14 protein-coding genes are annotated in these 15433 nt (G+C 41.6%); 9 read left to right on the top strand and 5 right to left on the bottom strand.

The window, feature by feature from the left end:
• Positions 1-78 precede the first annotated feature (78 nt).
• Positions 79-1422, bottom strand: a complete 1344-nt coding sequence (locus RMZ95_RS08240; protein ID WP_322671587.1) for an adenylosuccinate synthase — start codon at positions 1420-1422, stop codon at positions 79-81.
• 490 nt (positions 1423-1912) lie between these two features.
• Here RMZ95_RS08240 and RMZ95_RS08235 point away from each other — a divergent pair, with 490 nt between their 5' ends.
• Genes RMZ95_RS08235 through RMZ95_RS08225 form a run of 3 tightly spaced genes read left to right on the top strand, consistent with a single transcriptional unit; the run spans position 1913 to position 4212 of the window.
• A complete protein-coding gene (locus tag RMZ95_RS08235; RefSeq protein WP_322671704.1) occupies positions 1913-2671 on the top strand; it encodes an ATP-binding cassette domain-containing protein in 759 nt (252 codons plus the stop codon).
• Positions 2668-3300, top strand: a complete 633-nt coding sequence (locus RMZ95_RS08230; protein WP_322671588.1) for an ABC transporter permease — start codon at positions 2668-2670, stop codon at positions 3298-3300. The genes RMZ95_RS08235 and RMZ95_RS08230 overlap by 4 nt, the downstream gene beginning before the upstream one ends.
• A 3-nt stretch (positions 3301-3303) precedes the next feature.
• Entirely contained in the window at positions 3304-4212 is a 909-nt protein-coding gene (locus RMZ95_RS08225; RefSeq protein WP_322686220.1) for a glycine betaine ABC transporter substrate-binding protein, read from the top strand.
• A gap of 167 nt (positions 4213-4379) precedes the next feature.
• Here the strand turns inward: RMZ95_RS08225 and RMZ95_RS08220 are convergent, their stop codons facing one another.
• The 4 genes from RMZ95_RS08220 to RMZ95_RS08205 form a co-directional block, all read right to left on the bottom strand.
• Positions 4380-4838 (bottom strand): cupin domain-containing protein, encoded by a 459-nt coding sequence (locus RMZ95_RS08220; protein ID WP_322686219.1) that lies wholly within the window; start codon positions 4836-4838, stop codon positions 4380-4382.
• 55 nt (positions 4839-4893) lie between these two features.
• The gene (locus RMZ95_RS08215; protein WP_322686218.1) at positions 4894-7290 is read right to left on the bottom strand and encodes a glycoside hydrolase family 15 protein; all 2397 of its coding nucleotides are present in this window, start codon (positions 7288-7290) and stop codon (positions 4894-4896) included.
• A 73-nt stretch (positions 7291-7363) separates the two neighbouring features.
• Positions 7364-8302, bottom strand: coding sequence for a cation diffusion facilitator family transporter (locus RMZ95_RS08210; RefSeq protein ID WP_322671592.1), 939 nt, complete (start codon positions 8300-8302; stop codon positions 7364-7366).
• 143 nt (positions 8303-8445) lie between these two features.
• Complete coding sequence (locus RMZ95_RS08205) at positions 8446-9258, bottom strand: SDR family oxidoreductase (RefSeq protein WP_322686217.1); 813 nt, start codon at positions 9256-9258, stop codon at positions 8446-8448.
• Positions 9259-10024: 766 nt separating this feature from the next.
• On the opposite strand from RMZ95_RS08205, the gene RMZ95_RS08200 reads away from it, so the two are divergent.
• The 6 genes from RMZ95_RS08200 to RMZ95_RS08175 all read left to right on the top strand — a co-directional run bounded on the left by RMZ95_RS08200 (position 10025) and on the right by RMZ95_RS08175 (position 14829).
• Positions 10025-10519 carry a DUF2231 domain-containing protein gene (locus tag RMZ95_RS08200; RefSeq protein WP_322686216.1) on the top strand — a complete coding sequence of 165 codons (495 nt, stop codon included), beginning with the start codon at positions 10025-10027 and terminating at the stop codon, positions 10517-10519.
• Positions 10516-11121 (top strand): DUF2231 domain-containing protein, encoded by a 606-nt coding sequence (locus RMZ95_RS08195; RefSeq protein ID WP_322686215.1) that lies wholly within the window; start codon positions 10516-10518, stop codon positions 11119-11121. Before RMZ95_RS08200 ends, RMZ95_RS08195 begins: the two co-directional genes overlap by 4 nt.
• Positions 11122-11153: 32 nt before the next feature.
• On the top strand, positions 11154-12077 hold the full coding sequence (locus RMZ95_RS08190; RefSeq protein WP_322686214.1) for a cytochrome c oxidase subunit II: 924 nt from the start codon (positions 11154-11156) through the stop codon (positions 12075-12077).
• Entirely contained in the window at positions 12067-13722 is a 1656-nt protein-coding gene (locus RMZ95_RS08185) for a cbb3-type cytochrome c oxidase subunit I (protein ID WP_322686213.1), read from the top strand. Before RMZ95_RS08190 ends, RMZ95_RS08185 begins: the two co-directional genes overlap by 11 nt.
• Positions 13723-13880: 158 nt before the next feature.
• Positions 13881-14546, top strand: a complete 666-nt coding sequence (locus RMZ95_RS08180; protein WP_322686230.1) for a heme-copper oxidase subunit III — start codon at positions 13881-13883, stop codon at positions 14544-14546.
• A 37-nt stretch (positions 14547-14583) separates the two neighbouring features.
• Positions 14584-14829 carry a hypothetical protein gene (locus RMZ95_RS08175; protein WP_322671599.1) on the top strand — a complete coding sequence of 82 codons (246 nt, stop codon included), beginning with the start codon at positions 14584-14586 and terminating at the stop codon, positions 14827-14829.
• Positions 14830-15433: the final 604 nt, after the last annotated feature.

Below are 15433 nucleotides of genomic sequence, written 5' to 3'. Positions count from 1 at the left end.
TGTCAGTTGTCAGTTGTCCTTTGTCCTTTGTCATTTGTCATTTGCTAATGACCAATGACTAATGACTAATGACTAAATTTACGCACTAAGTAGGGTAGCAGGTGTACCGTCGGGGTGCAATAAAGCGCGTTTGGGCCCGTGGATGGGGTCTTCTACGATTATGGTTTGATCGCGGCTGGCTCCTAATGAGACGATCGCGATCGGAACTTCCATCAATTCGGCTAAGAATTTCAGATAATCCAATGCTGCTTGTGGCAAGTCTTCTAGGGTGCGGCAGTGAGTTGTTGACACTTTCCACCCTGGTAAGGTTTTGTAGATGGGGCGACATCTAGCAAATTGACGAGAACTGGTGGGGAAGTGTTCGCTGCGTTGGCCATCTATGTCATAAGCGACACAAACTTGGATCTCCTCTAATTCATCGAGAACATCCAGTTTGGTCAGCGCCATACAATCCATGCCGTTAATCCGCACGGCATAGCGACCGATAACGGCATCAAACCAGCCACAGCGCCGTTTGCGTCCGGTGGTTGTGCCAAATTCCGCACCGCGATCGCACAACAATTCTCCCAACTCTCCATCTAATTCAGTGGGAAATGGCCCCTCTCCGACACGGGTTGTATAGGCTTTTGACACCCCAATTACCCGGTCAATCATTGTCGGCCCTACCCCAGTACCAACGCAAGCCCCACCCGCCACTGGGTTAGAGGAGGTGACATAAGGATAAGTTCCGTGATCTAAGTCTAGGAGCGTACCTTGTGCGCCTTCAAACAAAATATTGCGTCGTCGCCAAATTGCATCGGATATTTTCAACGATGTATCAACAACGTGAGGTCGCAAGCGTTCTGCATACCCCAAATACTGCTCAATTACCTCTTGTGGATCTAGAGGCGGCAAGTTGTAAAGCTTTTCTAAAATGACGTTTTTATAATTAATCGTCCACTCCAGCTGCTCGCGTAGCCCATCCGGGTCCATTAAGTCTAAAACCCGAATCCCTGTACGTTCAGATTTGTCAGCATAAGTCGGCCCAATGCCCCGACCTGTTGTGCCGATCTTATGGCTTCCCCGTCGTTCTTCAGATGCCTGGTCAATCAATCGATGATAAGGCATGGTTACGTGGGCTGTTTCAGATATCAGCAGGTGGTCAGTGGAAATATTTAACTCTTTTAATTGGTCGAGTTCTGCGATCAAAATCTGTGGATCGATCACTGTTCCACAGCCGATAATGCAATCGGTATTTGGATACAAAATCCCAGAGGGAATCAAATGCAGTTTAAAGGTCTGACCTTTAACTACAATCGTGTGTCCAGCATTGACACCCCCTTGGTAACGCACCACAACATCTGCGGAACGGCTGAGTAAGTCAGTTATTTTACCTTTTCCTTCATCGCCCCATTGGGCACCTATGACAATGACGTTAGCCAAGAGCTTAAATTAAGAAGTAAAGTTTCCACAAACTATTATTATTAACACATTGCGTGAATCATGTCAACCAAAATCTATTTTGAGCGCGAACACCGAAATTACGCAACAGAAACAACTAGAAGCTCAACTTCTGCGATGGCAACACTGTTTAAACATTATTTAAGCTGTTCCACACTTTTTAAATCATATATGGTCGTGTTGGCTGTTGAGTGTTAACTCTTGACTGTTAACTGTCAGCAGTCAAAAAACCTTACTCCTTCACTATGCAAGAAATATGTGTTTTAGCTTATCAAAAACGAGAAAGTGATTTTTTCCTTACTTATGGGCATTAGTCGGTAAGCTGGGAAAATCTACACCCCCGAAAGCTTTAGGTAATCCCTACTTTGGAGAAAATAACCACTCAGACTAATTTTAGGAAAAGCAAATGGGCGTTAGCACGCTAGCAAAATCAGCACATAATACAATAGCTAGCGTCCCCCAAAAGTCACTCATGCCGCAAAATAGTCAAACCGCCATCGAATTCCGCGATGTCACTTTTAGCCGCAATCATCGCCCATTGGTGTCAAATCTCAATTTCACTATTCGCCAAGGAGAAGCACTGGTATTACTTGGGCGCAGTGGTAGCGGCAAAACCACGACAATGAAGTTAATTAATCGCCTATTTACACCTACACAAGGCGAAGTTTTATTTGATGGCATTCCCACAACTCAATGGGATGAAATTAAACTGCGGCGAAAAATTGGTTACGTTATTCAAGAAATTGGTTTATTTCCCCATTTCACTGTCGAACGCAATGTTGGTTTAGTCCCATCTTTAGAAGGGTGGCAACCAAAACAAATTAAAATGCGAGTTTATGAACTGTTGCAATTGGTAGGCTTAGAACCAGCACAATTCGCCACACGTTACCCGCACGAACTTTCGGGAGGACAAAGGCAAAGAGTTGGTGTAGCCAGGTCTTTAGCAGCAGATCCGCCAGTGTTGTTGATGGATGAACCCTTTGGCGCACTCGATCCGATTACGCGCCTCGAACTGCAACAAGAGTTTCGGCATTTGCAGCAAGAGTTAGGTAAAACAGTTGTTTTCGTCACCCATGATATTCAAGAAGCCTTTGTGTTGGCATCGAGAATTGGTTTAATGTATGGCGGAGAATTGATAGTATTGGGGACGAAAGATGAATTTATGCGATCGCAACACCCAGAAAGCCTCGCCTTTCTGCAATGTCTGCGTTCCCTGCAAGATACTTTATGAAAAATTTCTTCCTGGTTAAGTATGCCCCAGAAATTCTTCAGCATACTCTAGAACACCTATTTTTAGTAGGCATCGCCATTGGAATTGCCATCATTGTAGGCATTCCATTAGGTATTTTAATTACACGTAAAACCTTTCTTCGTCAACCAATTCTCGGCATAGCAAATATTTTCCAAACTATTCCCAGTTTGGCACTGTTTGGTTTACTCATTCCTGTTCCCATAATTGGCGGCATTGGTGCAGTACCAGCAATTGTTGCCCTGACTGTATATTCCTTGCTGCCGATAATTCGTAACACTTACACAGGTATTACTGGCGTAGATCCAGCGATTCGAGAAGCTGGGAGAGGCATGGGAATGACGGATAGACAATTATTGTTGCAAGTTGAGATTCCTTTAGCACTGGGAGTCATTTTAGCAGGAGTGCGAGTCGCAACAGTTATTGCCATTGGTATTGCAACTATTGCAGCGGCTATTGGTGCAGGTGGTTTAGGAGTATTTATTTTTCGCGGCATATCAGTAGTGAATAATCAGTTAATTTTAGCTGGTGCAGTTCCAGCGGCGGCAATTGCATTACTAGCTGACTTCGCAATTGGTTTGATGGAGAATAAATTAAAAATTAAAAGTTAAGTAATGAAAAGATTTTTGGCATTGTGCTTTTTAACTTTTGCTTTGTTACTGGTAATCGCTGGCTGCACGGCAAATATCAATAGTAATAACGATGCTAATATAGTTGTGGCTTCCAAAGATTTTACCGAACAAGATATTTTAGGTGAATTGTTAGCGCAGCAAATCGAGGCAACAACTAAGTTAAAAGTAGCTCGTCGTCCCCGTTTAGGTGGTTCATTTGTTTGTCATAACGCTATTAAAGCTGGCATAATTGATGCTTATATTGAGTATACAGGCACAGCTTTGACTGCAATTTTAAAGCAAAAACCAGTTAATAACTCCAAAGAAGTTTACGAAATAATCAAACAAATATACGCCCAGCAATTCAATCTGGAAGTGATGCCCAGCTTGGGTTTTGAAAATACTTTTGCGATGATTATTCGGGCTGAAGATGCTAGACTCAACAATATTCAAACTCTCTCCCAAGCTACTCAATATACACCACAGTGGCGTGGCGGTTTCGGTTACGAATTTTTAGAAAGAGAAGATGGTTTTCCAGGATTAGCTAAAACTTACGATTTACGTTTTGCTAAACCACCCCAAATTATGGACTTGGGTTTAATATATCGTGCTTTGATTCAAAAACAAGTGGATATGGTGGCAGGAAATTCCACTGATGGGCAAATTTCTCGCTTGGGTTTATTTGTACTCAAGGATGATAAACATTATTTTCCACCTTACGAAACTGTACCAATTGTCCGACAAGAAACCTTAAAAAAATATCCACAATTAAGAACAGCGATCGCACAACTAGCTGGAAAGATTTCAGCAGATGAAATGCGGCAATTAAACTATTTAGTTGAAGGGGAATTACGTGATGTTAAAGATGTTGTCCAGGAGTTTCGGAAATCGAAGGGGTTAAATAATTCGTAATTCGTAATTAAGGATAGGCTTTACCCCACCCTAACCCTCCCCTTATAAAGGGGAGCCACTGCGTTGGACGGGTTTCCCGGCTTGAAGCAAGTGGCGTGAGGGAACTAGATTTCCTCTGGGTGAGGAGCAAGTTTTGGGCAGTGAGTAAAGCCACTATACTAACTTATTTACCTAAATCGACAAGATTGGTTTACAGTCGGAGTCTCTTCAAATTGCACCATTATTAAAACAGCTGGCGCATCGCCTACTGTTCCAGATAAGTGACCTTTATGACCTTGCGCGTCTGTTTTCGTACCCCGATCTTCTCCAAAGGAAATTTCGCCTTCCCCCATCTCGACTCGCTGACCGTCCATAGTCTCCACAAACCAGCGTCCTGACAAAGGTATAATCCACTGGGGTTTTGGGTTTTCATGCCAGTTACCAACCCATCCCACAGGTAGCACAGTAAAGCTGATTGTAGCACCGGACTGCTTCAAATTAGAAAGCCACTGCGGTGAAGTATCCGGGGCTATGCCTTTTTCGATAAAGTCTTCAATTTGACAACGGGATTGATGACTTATACCGTCGTTGCCAGTCCAGACGTGCCAGTATTCAATTGTTGGTTTGGATGATGAGTTATTCTGCATAATAATGGCTCTTTTCGATCCGAAATGTATTGAAAGGCGAATTAGAAATTAGGAATTACGAAATTTTAACCGTATAATTGTGTCCTTCCCATTTGCTGCTTTCAATCCAGAAAAAGGTAAAGTTAATTGATTGTTGCTGATTCTCAGAAATAAAAATATCTACAAAATTCACTCCTAACTTTGTAGAAGTAGAAAGCATATCTTGTGTAGTTTGCCAATCATCATCTGACCAGTGCAATTGAAAAGATGCTAAAGCGTCAATTCGCAATGTCTGACCTTTTTTTACTTGGCTGATTTGTCGGTTAAACTTCCAAATTTCCAATGATTTACACTGCTTTCTTTCGCCTAGATAACGATTTGCCACTTCTGGAATAAAATCAAACACCTGTCCGTCATCAGTTGACCGTAGCAGCTTGATATACTCTGCGTGTGCCCACATTAAAGGCATCGCTGAACCTGTTGGTTTTCCTAAAAACATATAGATATCAGGGATATCTGCCTCATCCCAAACCTGTTCTGGTAGCAAACAAGTATCTGAAGCAAATCCTTCCATCGCCTTAATATATGTTTTGACATCGCCGCCAGCAGCTAGTTCATAATGTCCTCGTTCTCCTGTCAAGAGAGGCCAAGCGCGTCCCTTACCCCAACCAATATAAGGACTTCCGTCTTCTTGCTGGCCGTAACCGTCGTGGTTGTAACGATGCCAACAAGGCCCAACGGGTGTATCTACTTTTAAAACTGCATCAATTACTTTGACAGAATCAACAATAATCGGGTCATCAGGTTTGCGAATTCCATAACGTACTAATTGGAGAAATCCGCCATCGACAATTTCCTTGGCTGGAAATTCTGCTGGTTCACCAGGTGGCTGACTGCTGATGAAAAGAGTTGCTTGGTTAGGATTTTCATCGGCTTGAGAATTATTAATATCTGAAGGAGTAATTCGGATATAATGCCGTTTGATCCCAGGAACCAAAGTTCCTTCAGTAGTTACTGTCCAAGCTTCAATGTGACATTCTAAAAAATCTGCGTATTCTTCTATAAACTTTGCTGTTGCTTCATCTCCACGTTCGCGAACAAATTGAGCAGCACAGATTAAAGCGGCAATATTGGATGCTAGTGTTGATGGTGAATAACCGCTATTTTCTTCCCAGCGTTCTTGTTGAGTAACCGGGCCGTTACGAATTAAATAACCCGCCGCCCGCAAAACCATCGGATAAATATCGAATTTTAAGCAAGTCTTCTGCTGATGCAATAGCCATGCTAGAAGAATCGGAAATGCCACCTCATCTAGTTGAATACCTTTCCAGTAAGGTTCGCCATCAACCCAGAAATTTTGAGCAAAACCGCCATCTTCCTGCTGGCTGGTTGCAAGATAAATTAGCGATCGCACTGCCGTTTCTGTTTCGCCAGCAGCCACCAAACCTGTTACACTACTGACCATATCCCGCGTCCAGACAAGGTGATATCCTCCTTGGTCTTGGTCGTTTTTGGCTTCACCCCAAGGGATAGCCAGGGATGCAATCAACGCACCTGGATAAATTTTGTCTTCATGTGCTAACAACAAACTAATGCTGTTGTGATACAACTTTCCATCATTGCATGAAACATATTCTAGCGGTCGGATATTGCGGCGCGATCGCTTCCACTGTTCGTTGTATTGCTGCTTCTGCTGTTCAAAAGGAATATTGAGCGACTGAAATAGTGTAGAAATTGCATTATGCAAGTTTGTACCAAATGCCAATCCTAAAGTAAATTCTTTAGTACTATCTAAATTTAGTTTTCCAGTCAAAGCCAGATTGCCATCTACAGCATTATCAAACTCCCAATCCATCTGGAAATTATCAGCTAAATCTGTCCAGCCATCACTTTCACCAACGTAACCACAAGAAAGGCGGCTAAAGGGAACTGTTGCACCCAGCGCTAGCCATGTTCCTTGTTTCTCGGCGATCAAAATCCGATGTCCAGCAACCTCTACAGCGTAACCATTATTACCCATACCTTCAACATCCAGATGCGGCGCACACAAAGCATATAACTGAAGTTGGGAAATAAAATCGCTCTCTCCTGTTAGTGTAGTGTGCTGTAAGATGCAGGGGAAATGTGGGTCGGCAATCACTTCTTTGATTACGGCATAACGTCCTTGGGGATCGGAATTAGTAATGCGGTATCCTAAACCATGAGTCCACATCGGTTCCACTTTGGATTCGAGATGGCGTTTCTCTTCGTGGAAAAAGCTTTTCCCATCAGAAATTAGATACTGCAAATCCCGAATTTGAGGTTTGTCTACTGTGGGATGGTAGATTTCAGTGACAATACCGTTCCAAAGAGTAAACCAAATGTTACTAGAGGTAGAGTAGGCTGTTCCGACTCCATCTTTATTAGCATGAGTCCATCGAGGCTCAATACCTGGTGAGCCAAAAGCTTTTGCTCGATCAATAATCTTTACCATACTGCATTGTTGTGCCGATAAGCTTTGAGTACATTGAGAAAATGCTGTGTTTGATATTTATGCGATTAAAAATTTATTGAGAAGTTGGCGAAAATTTCCGAGCGGCAGTTAAGGATTTTGCTTCAATAAAAATTTGTTTGATTTCAGGATGCTTTTGGCGAATTTTTACTTCTAAATTTTCTACAGTTAAAGCTATTTCCTCACCTGTAAGATTTTTAGAAAATTGGATTTCTAAGTTCAGTAATACTTCTTTGGGAGCAAGCTGCATTGTTAGCACCCGGATAACTTCTTGCACTCCTGGTTCTGTTTTGGACAAAGACCGGATATTGGCTATAGTTTGAGGATCAGCACTTTCACCAACTAATAATCCTTTGCTTTCTCTCGCTAATACCACTGCTACTATAGCCAAGATAATGCCAATAATAATCGAAGCAATGCCATCCAAATAAACATTATTAAATAAATGTCCTAAGAAGATTCCGATTAAGGCCACGAATAAGCCTAAAATTGCCGCAGAATCCTCAAATAATACTGTAAATACTGTGGGGTCTTTACTGTTTTTGATTGCTTGCCAGAAATTTTGTTTACCCTTAGTCGGCAAAAACTCTTTTAAAGCTACAGTCCAAGAAAACCCCTCCAATAATATTGCAATACCTAATACAATATAATTCCACATTGGGTTTTCTAAAGGGCTGGGATGAATTAAATGAGTGATTCCTTCATAAATTGACATCCCGCCGCCAAGGGCAAAGATGAGGATAGCAACGATAAAAGTCCAGAAATAAAGTTCTAGACCGTAACCAAAGGGATGGCGATCGTCTGCTGGCTTTTGGCTTCTGCGAATTCCCAGCAAAAGTACTAGTTGATCGCCAGTATCTACCACCGAATGAATCCCTTCAGATATCATGGCGGAACTGCCAGTAATGGAGGCGGCGATAAATTTAGTAATCGCGATCGCTAAGTTAGCGCCCATCGCTGCAAATATAGTTTTATGAGATGAATCAGATGCCATGAGAGTTAATAATAATTATGCAGAAACTTCTAATTCACCATTGGGTTTGTTCGACATTGTGCCAAAATGTCTCCTACAGCCAAATTTAATTCCTTGATTGTTATCAAACCAGGGTTAACAGTAACTTTTGTAGGCATTATCAATTAACCATTGTCTGCAAAACCTGGATACAAGGTCATACCACCGTCTACAAATAGAGTTGTACCATAGACATAATCTGAGTCATCCGAAGCTAACCAAACCGCTGCTTTAGCGATATCTTCTACATCACCCACACGTTTTGCTGGAATCAGTTTTAATAACTTTGCTTCTGCTTCTGGAGTATCCCAAGCTGATTTATTAATGGGGGTTTTGATTGCACCAGGCGCAATACTATTAACGCGAATTTTATGGGGTGCAAGTTCTTGAGCAATACTTTGCATCATCATATTTATACCGCCCTTACTCGCAGCATAATTAACATGACCCGCCCAAGGAATTACTTGATGTACTGAACTTATACAAATAATCTTACCTGCGGCAGATGAAATATCGGGCTGTATACCTCGGCGTAAGAATTCCTTTGCAGCTTCCCTAGCACATAAGAATTGTCCTGTCAGATTCACCTCAATAACTCTATTCCATTGATCGAGGGTCATATCTACAAACGGTGAATCTTTTTGAAGACCTGCATTGTTTATCAAAATGTCAATAGTGCCGAATCGCTCGATTGTTTGGCTAAACATCGCCTTTATTTCGTCTTCTTTGCTAACATCAGCTTGAATAGCAAATGCTTCACCATTAGCCGCTTTGATGTCATCAACAAGTTTTTGGGCTGATTCAGCTTCCGAACGATAATTGACGACTACTGCTGCACCCGATAAAGCTAAATAGCGAGCGATCGCTTGACCAATGCCAGAACTAGCACCCGTCACAAGTGCTTTTTGACCTTTGAGCAGGTAAGGGGAATAACTCATAATGCTTTCGATATTTTTAAAACTTGTATTCGTTGTGAATATCTCAATATTTGCAAGACCTTCATGATATTTTTGCTTTTTGCGCGTAGTATTACCCTGACAACTTTAATTTTTAAATCAGGAAATTATGGATTAAAAAAGTTTTGCTTTTTTAATGATTTTAAAAACATTTAGTATTTTTCTAATCTATCTAGAGAAAGATAAACAGCATATTTTTTACTAAAAAATATTGAAATCCTTTGTCATTTCTGTGACAATAGTATGTTTTTATTTTTAAGATTTGTAAAAATGTGATTTTCAAGCTTATATCAATCTCAATAAAGATTTATGGTATATTCAAAGCAAGTTTGATTATTGATTAAAGTAAATTTTTTAGTTAATCAGAGAACTATATAAGACATTAAATATTTTTCTTTACGCGCCTCTCAAGGGTCTGATTAGATTGGCTATTAGCAATCCCATCTAATCAAAAAGAAAATTTTTGTTTTTTGGAAATACTAATCAAGATATGATATCAATCAGAAATGTAGTTGTTTTAGTGAGTTTTTACCTTTGGAGAAAATAATTACTGAAAAAGAGTAATTATGTATTTTTATTTCCAAAGCTACTTGAAAAATTATTGCAGTGTATCGGAAATTCTCAATGTTTTTTAATTGGTCGATCTGTGACGTTAGCACAGTATTCTGGAAAATATGAATGGTACGTTAAGCGGATGGCAATTCCATGCAACGCATATATATATATTTGACCTATGAAGGAGAAAGCGATGCCTGCTCTGTCTCTGAATAACCAAAATTTACCATACCCTGACCCTCTACATCCGATCGTTGTTCACTTCGTAATTGCGATGGTGCTTTTTTCTTTCGTGTGCGATGTGCTGGGTTATTTTACCCGTAACGTGCGGTTGTTTGAGGTGAGTTTCTGGAATATGTTTGTAGCCTCAGCAGCTATCTTTATAGCGGTGATTCTTGGTCAGTTTGAAGCAGGTCTGGCGAACATCTACCCAGCAGTGCAACCAACACTGAATTTTCATACGGTGATGGGTTGGTCGCTGGCGGCTATTGTTGTTGGCATTACAGCTTGGCGTTTCGTGATTCGCAAACGTACTCCACGGAAAGTACCGCCAGCTTACCTTGGTGTAGCAACGTTTTTAGTCTGCCTAGTGTGCTTGCAAGTCTATCTAGGAAGCAAGCTAGTTTGGGTGTATGGGTTACATATTGAGCCAGTCGTGCAAGGGATGAAGCAGGGAGTTGCGCCATGAACTGGCAATTGATTGACCAGTTGAGATTGAAGCTGAATGCTAACGGATTACCTTATGAGATTCCCATACATCCGCAATTTGTGCATCTAACATTGGGTTTATTCATTCTTGCGATTATTTTTGATATTGCGGGAGCGCTTTTTGCTTTAGAAAAACCAATATTCAAATTTTTGGGTTTGCCTACCCTCCGTTCTGGTTTTTTTGATGTCGGCTGGTATAACCTCATTGGAGCAGCTTTTATCACTTTTTTCACTGTTGCAGCTGGTTTTTTCGAGCTATTGCTAGCAAATCCACCAGTCGATCAAAAGAGCGTTTGGGGGTTAACTGCTGGTTGGACGATGCTTTTGCATGGTTTGGGTGGCATTTCATTGTTGGGGATCGTTGTTGCCATGACAGTATGGAGAGGTTTACAACGCTATCGCTGGCGCAAGGATGCTTCTAGGCAGGTGCAGTGGAGTTACTTATTAGCAGGTATTGCAATATTGGGCATCTTGTTTGTCCACGGAACTTTGGGGGCGCAATTGGGAGAAGAGTTTGGAATTCACGTTACTGCTGCGAAGTTACTTCAAGAAGGTAGAAGCCCAAATTTACTACCCAAATAATCGAGTAATAAGTACTCTTAAATGAAATTATTATGTTTAGTTCCTGGGAATATGTACTAATAGCGTTTTATGTCGCAGGACTGCTAATTGTCAGTCGGTGGATTGGACAACAGGCATTTTCTTGGATGCCTCCCCAAGCGACAGCAGAAGCACAACGAGTAGATGATTTATTTAGCTTTTTAGTCTCAATTGGAGCATTTATTTTGCTTGGGCTAGTTGGTGTTATCGTGTATGCGATCGCCTTTCATCGCGCCCGCCCAGAAGACTACAGCGAGGGACACCCTTCTAGAGGTAATGGGAAGTTAGAAATATTGTGGACAGCGACCCCAACTTTATTAGTAATATGGATTGCCTTTCAAAGCTTCAATATTTATCAGCAATTAAATATTCTCGGTCTAAACCAAATTGTGCATTTGCACTCGCCCCTAGAATTTGCACCCGCCTATGCTGCAAAGGTTAGCGATGTCCCCAAACCTGCGTCTGAAACAATTGATGTTTTCGTTAAGCAATGGGATTGGTCTTTCCACTATCCAAATAATCTTATTAGTAAGGAATTACATTTGCCGAGCGATCGCAGCACTCGCTTAAATATGCAAGCAGAGAAAGTAATCCACGGCTTCTATGTTCCTGAGTTTCGCTTAAAGCAAGATATTGTTCCAGGGCGGAACATTGACATTGTGCTAACACCCATTCGCCCAGGTAAATATCGGCTGAAAGATTCTCAATTCAGTGGTACTTATTTTGCCTTGATGGAAGCAGATGTATACGTTGAATCCCTCGATCAGTATAATCAGTGGCTCGCGCAAACAGTCTCTAGCGAAACTACAAACACTCAAAATCAGGCAGTTGCCGAAAATATTCAACCGCCAAAGACATTATTCAAAAGCGGCTGGTACACCGTCGCACCTGCTCAACCTGCTGTAGCGAATCAAAGGAAGATAAATAATGACACATGATTTGAGTGAAGCTATAGCCAACAATAGAGAACCTGAGAATAACTGGCGGGAATATTTCAGCTTCAGTACTGACCATAAGGTAATCGGTGTTCAGTACATGGTGATGACCTTCATTTTCTTTCTTCTTGGCGGGCTATTGGCGATGATTATCCGGGCTGAATTGCTCACCCCGGAAGCAAATTTAGTTGACCGCCCCCTCTACAATGGTTTATTCACCATGCACGGGACAATCATGATTTTCCTGTGGATTATTCCCTTCAATGCAGGTCTTGCTAACTTCCTAGTACCGCTGATGATTGGAGCGCGGGATATGGCTTTTCCCCTGCTCAACGCCATCTCTTTTTGGATTTTACCACCAGCCGGTCTTCTACTACTGTCTAGCTTCTTACTACCAAGCGGGACTGCACAAGCTGGTTGGTGGTCTTATCCACCAGTTAGTCTGCAAGTTCCAGCCGGTCAGTTGATTAACGGTCAATTGATTTGGATAGTTAGCCTAGTATTAATCGGCATCTCTTCAATTATGGGGGCTGTCAATTTTGTTACCACTATCTTTTGGATGCGATCGCCAGGGATGACATTTTTTCGGATGCCGGTCTTTGTGTGGTCAGTTTTTAGCGCCCAGTTGTTGCAGCTGATTAATTTGCCTTCCTTGACAGGTGCATTGATCCTGCTGTTGCTTGACCTCTCCTTCGGGACACAATTTTTTAAACCGGAAGGAAGTGGCGATCCGATCGTTTACCAACATTTATTTTGGTTCTACTCTCATCCCGCAGTGTATATCATGGCGCTACCAGCCTTCGGTATTATTGCGGAGGTTCTGCCAGCCTTTTCTCGCAATCCTTTATTTGGCTATCGGTCAGTTGCTCTTGCTTCTTTAGGTATTGCTGTAGTCAGCATCTTCGTTTGGGTGCATCACATGTTCACCAGTGCAACCCCTGGCTGGATGCGGATGACCTTCATGGCCACCTCGATGTTAGTTGCCATACCCACTGGTGTTAAAGCATTCGCTTGGACTGCCACAATCTGGAGGAGCAAGTTGCACCTAGAGACACCAATGCTGTTTGCGATGGGAGGTGCAGCGATGTTTATTTTTGGCGGTGTCACTGGTGTGATGCTTGCCGCTACGCCATTTGATATCCACGTCAATAATACTTACTTTGTCGTCGGTCACTTCCACTACATCGTTTTTAATACTATTACAATGGCAATCTTTGCCGGAATTTACTTCTGGTTTCCCAAAATAACTGGCAGGATGTACGCCGAAGGTTGGGGTAAACTGCATTTCTGGTTAACCTTTATTCCTGCCAATATCACGTTTTTCTCGATGCATCCGTTAGGTTTGCAAGGAATGCTACGCCGAATTTCTTCCTACGATCCCCAGTATCAGGGATGGAATGTTATTGCTAGCCTGGGATCGTTCTTACTGGGAGTATCTACGCTGCCCTTTATTGCTAACATTGTCGGTTCTTGGCTATATGGAGTCAGAGCAGTTAATAATCCCTGGCACGCTACGGGATTGGAATGGACAACTTCTTCACCACCTCCGCGAGATAACTTTGCAGAGATTCCTGTTGTCAACAGACCTCCTTACGACTATGGCGATCCAAAATATTCATTCGTGGAAAATTCTGATAATGGTGAGTAATTGCGTTTCTTTATAAAGCTGCGCTAAATTTTAGCTTTTTTTTTAACGCAAAGGTACGCAAAGGTTAGCGCAAAGGGACGCGGAGGTTTTTTAAAGATAATTCGCTATGTCCGAAAAATCAGATGGAACCTGAATTTATTAATTACGAATTACGAATTATGCAACAGCGCAGCATCCATATAGATGAAAGTCCGATCCGTTTCGATCGGTGGCGGCGACGCTTACCGAATTGGTTACAGCGCTTTCTGCCAAGTGGTGGCGGAAGTCATGAAGATCATCATGGCAAAGGAATGTTTGGGTTTAGTGTATTCTTGTTGTCGGAAAGTATCATTTTTTTGAGTTTTATCTTTACTTATGTTGCTTTACGACTGAATACTACTAACTGGCTACCACCTGGTGTTTCTGGGCCAGAATTGTCTAAACTCGTGATTATTAATACAGTAGTTTTACTTTCTAGTAGCTTTGTGATTCAACCAGCAGAAAATGCCCTCAAGCGTAATCAATTGGGTAAATTTCGCTGGCTCTGGCTAATAACGATCGCAATGGGAATCTACTTTTTAATTGGTCTATTAATTGAGTGGAAAAATCTCGATTTCAAGCTCACTACGGGATTAGTTGGTTCCACATTCTATTTACTGACAGGTTTCCACGGTTTACACGTTCTGGCTGGTGTTGTGCTTCAGATAATTATGCTGATTCGCTCATTCATTCCAGGCAATTATAATAAAACTCACTTCGGTACAAGTGCGACAACTCTATTTTGGCACTTTGTTGATGTAGTTTGGGTCTTCCTTTTCTCGCTTCTCTACCTTTGGCGGGCATAAAAATTTTCAGTTTAGCAAGTATTTCAGGAGTAATTTTATGAATTTATTCATCCAAGAACTACCAGCATCAGAACTCGCACCAAAAGCAGTTCAAGAAACTCCCGCACCAGGTAAAGATCCACTGATTGCACAAGGTTTACAAAAAGAGCAATATATTGGCATTATTGGGCTAGCGATCGCTCTAATTGCTGCGGTGGGATTTTTTAGTCGCAGAGTCGAATACGCTATTGCTTTCGCTTTATTCCTTAGCGTCTTTTTAATTGCGTTATTTTTATTCGTATAGCAAATTTGTCATTTGTAAATACAAATAACTAATAGAGATATTGGGTGAAAAGAAATCAGGACTTACGCAAACAATAGCTGAAACCCTTATTTTTAGGTAGGGGCAATTCATGAATTGCCCCTACCGCGTGTAGTTTTGCGTAAGTCCTATAAATTCGCAGCGAAGCACGACTAAAGAAACGTCGCCCCAAAGCTTACCCCTTAATAACGAAATCTCGGCATGAATTACAAAAGCAATTGCAAACTGTTTAAACCACAAGCCTTTGGGCTTTTATTAGTGCCATTCGTTTAAATGGTACGCTAAGGCTAAAACGAAGATGGGTAAGCTTTATAGCAATTATATATTCAGCTACAACAGTACTTATTTTGTCAAGTAGGAAAAGTAGGAAAAGTAGGATGTTTTGTAGGAAACCTTGATTATCCTGTTGATAAGCTTTAAATTAGTGCGTAATACATAGTCAAATCAAAATATTGGCAGATAATAAAGCTTCCTTAATTAACAAAGAACTTGTGACAACCATCTTTACTACTTCCCCGTGTCTTGCGTTTATACCCGATCCAAGAGGAATTATCTCTTATTTGATAATTCATGCAAGAGAGCCATA

Source organism: Nostoc sp. DedQUE07 (genome assembly GCF_034530975.2).
Lineage (GTDB): Bacteria > Cyanobacteriota > Cyanobacteriia > Cyanobacteriales > Nostocaceae > Nostoc.
Note: the sequence above shows the minus strand (reverse complement) of the source record. Positions and strands in the feature narration are given on the sequence as shown.

What these genes read in the sequence shown, in the direction of transcription:
- RMZ95_RS08235 (WP_322671704.1), top strand. Translation starts at nt 1,913, where the DNA reads ATGCCGCAAAATAGTCAAACCGCCATCGAATTCCGCGATGTCACTTTT.
- RMZ95_RS08195 (WP_322686215.1), top strand. Translation starts at nt 10,516, where the DNA reads ATGAACTGGCAATTGATTGACCAGTTGAGATTGAAGCTGAATGCTAAC.
- RMZ95_RS08205 (WP_322686217.1), bottom strand. Translation starts at nt 9,258, where the DNA reads ATGAGTTATTCCCCTTACCTGCTCAAAGGTCAAAAAGCACTTGTGACG.
- RMZ95_RS08225 (WP_322686220.1), top strand. Translation starts at nt 3,304, where the DNA reads ATGAAAAGATTTTTGGCATTGTGCTTTTTAACTTTTGCTTTGTTACTG.
- RMZ95_RS08200 (WP_322686216.1), top strand. Translation starts at nt 10,025, where the DNA reads ATGCCTGCTCTGTCTCTGAATAACCAAAATTTACCATACCCTGACCCT.
- RMZ95_RS08215 (WP_322686218.1), bottom strand. Translation starts at nt 7,290, where the DNA reads ATGGTAAAGATTATTGATCGAGCAAAAGCTTTTGGCTCACCAGGTATT.
- RMZ95_RS08180 (WP_322686230.1), top strand. Translation starts at nt 13,881, where the DNA reads ATGCAACAGCGCAGCATCCATATAGATGAAAGTCCGATCCGTTTCGAT.
- RMZ95_RS08210 (WP_322671592.1), bottom strand. Translation starts at nt 8,302, where the DNA reads ATGGCATCTGATTCATCTCATAAAACTATATTTGCAGCGATGGGCGCT.
- RMZ95_RS08230 (WP_322671588.1), top strand. Translation starts at nt 2,668, where the DNA reads ATGAAAAATTTCTTCCTGGTTAAGTATGCCCCAGAAATTCTTCAGCAT.
- RMZ95_RS08185 (WP_322686213.1), top strand. Translation starts at nt 12,067, where the DNA reads ATGACACATGATTTGAGTGAAGCTATAGCCAACAATAGAGAACCTGAG.
- RMZ95_RS08220 (WP_322686219.1), bottom strand. Translation starts at nt 4,838, where the DNA reads ATGCAGAATAACTCATCATCCAAACCAACAATTGAATACTGGCACGTC.
- RMZ95_RS08175 (WP_322671599.1), top strand. Translation starts at nt 14,584, where the DNA reads ATGAATTTATTCATCCAAGAACTACCAGCATCAGAACTCGCACCAAAA.
- RMZ95_RS08190 (WP_322686214.1), top strand. Translation starts at nt 11,154, where the DNA reads ATGTTTAGTTCCTGGGAATATGTACTAATAGCGTTTTATGTCGCAGGA.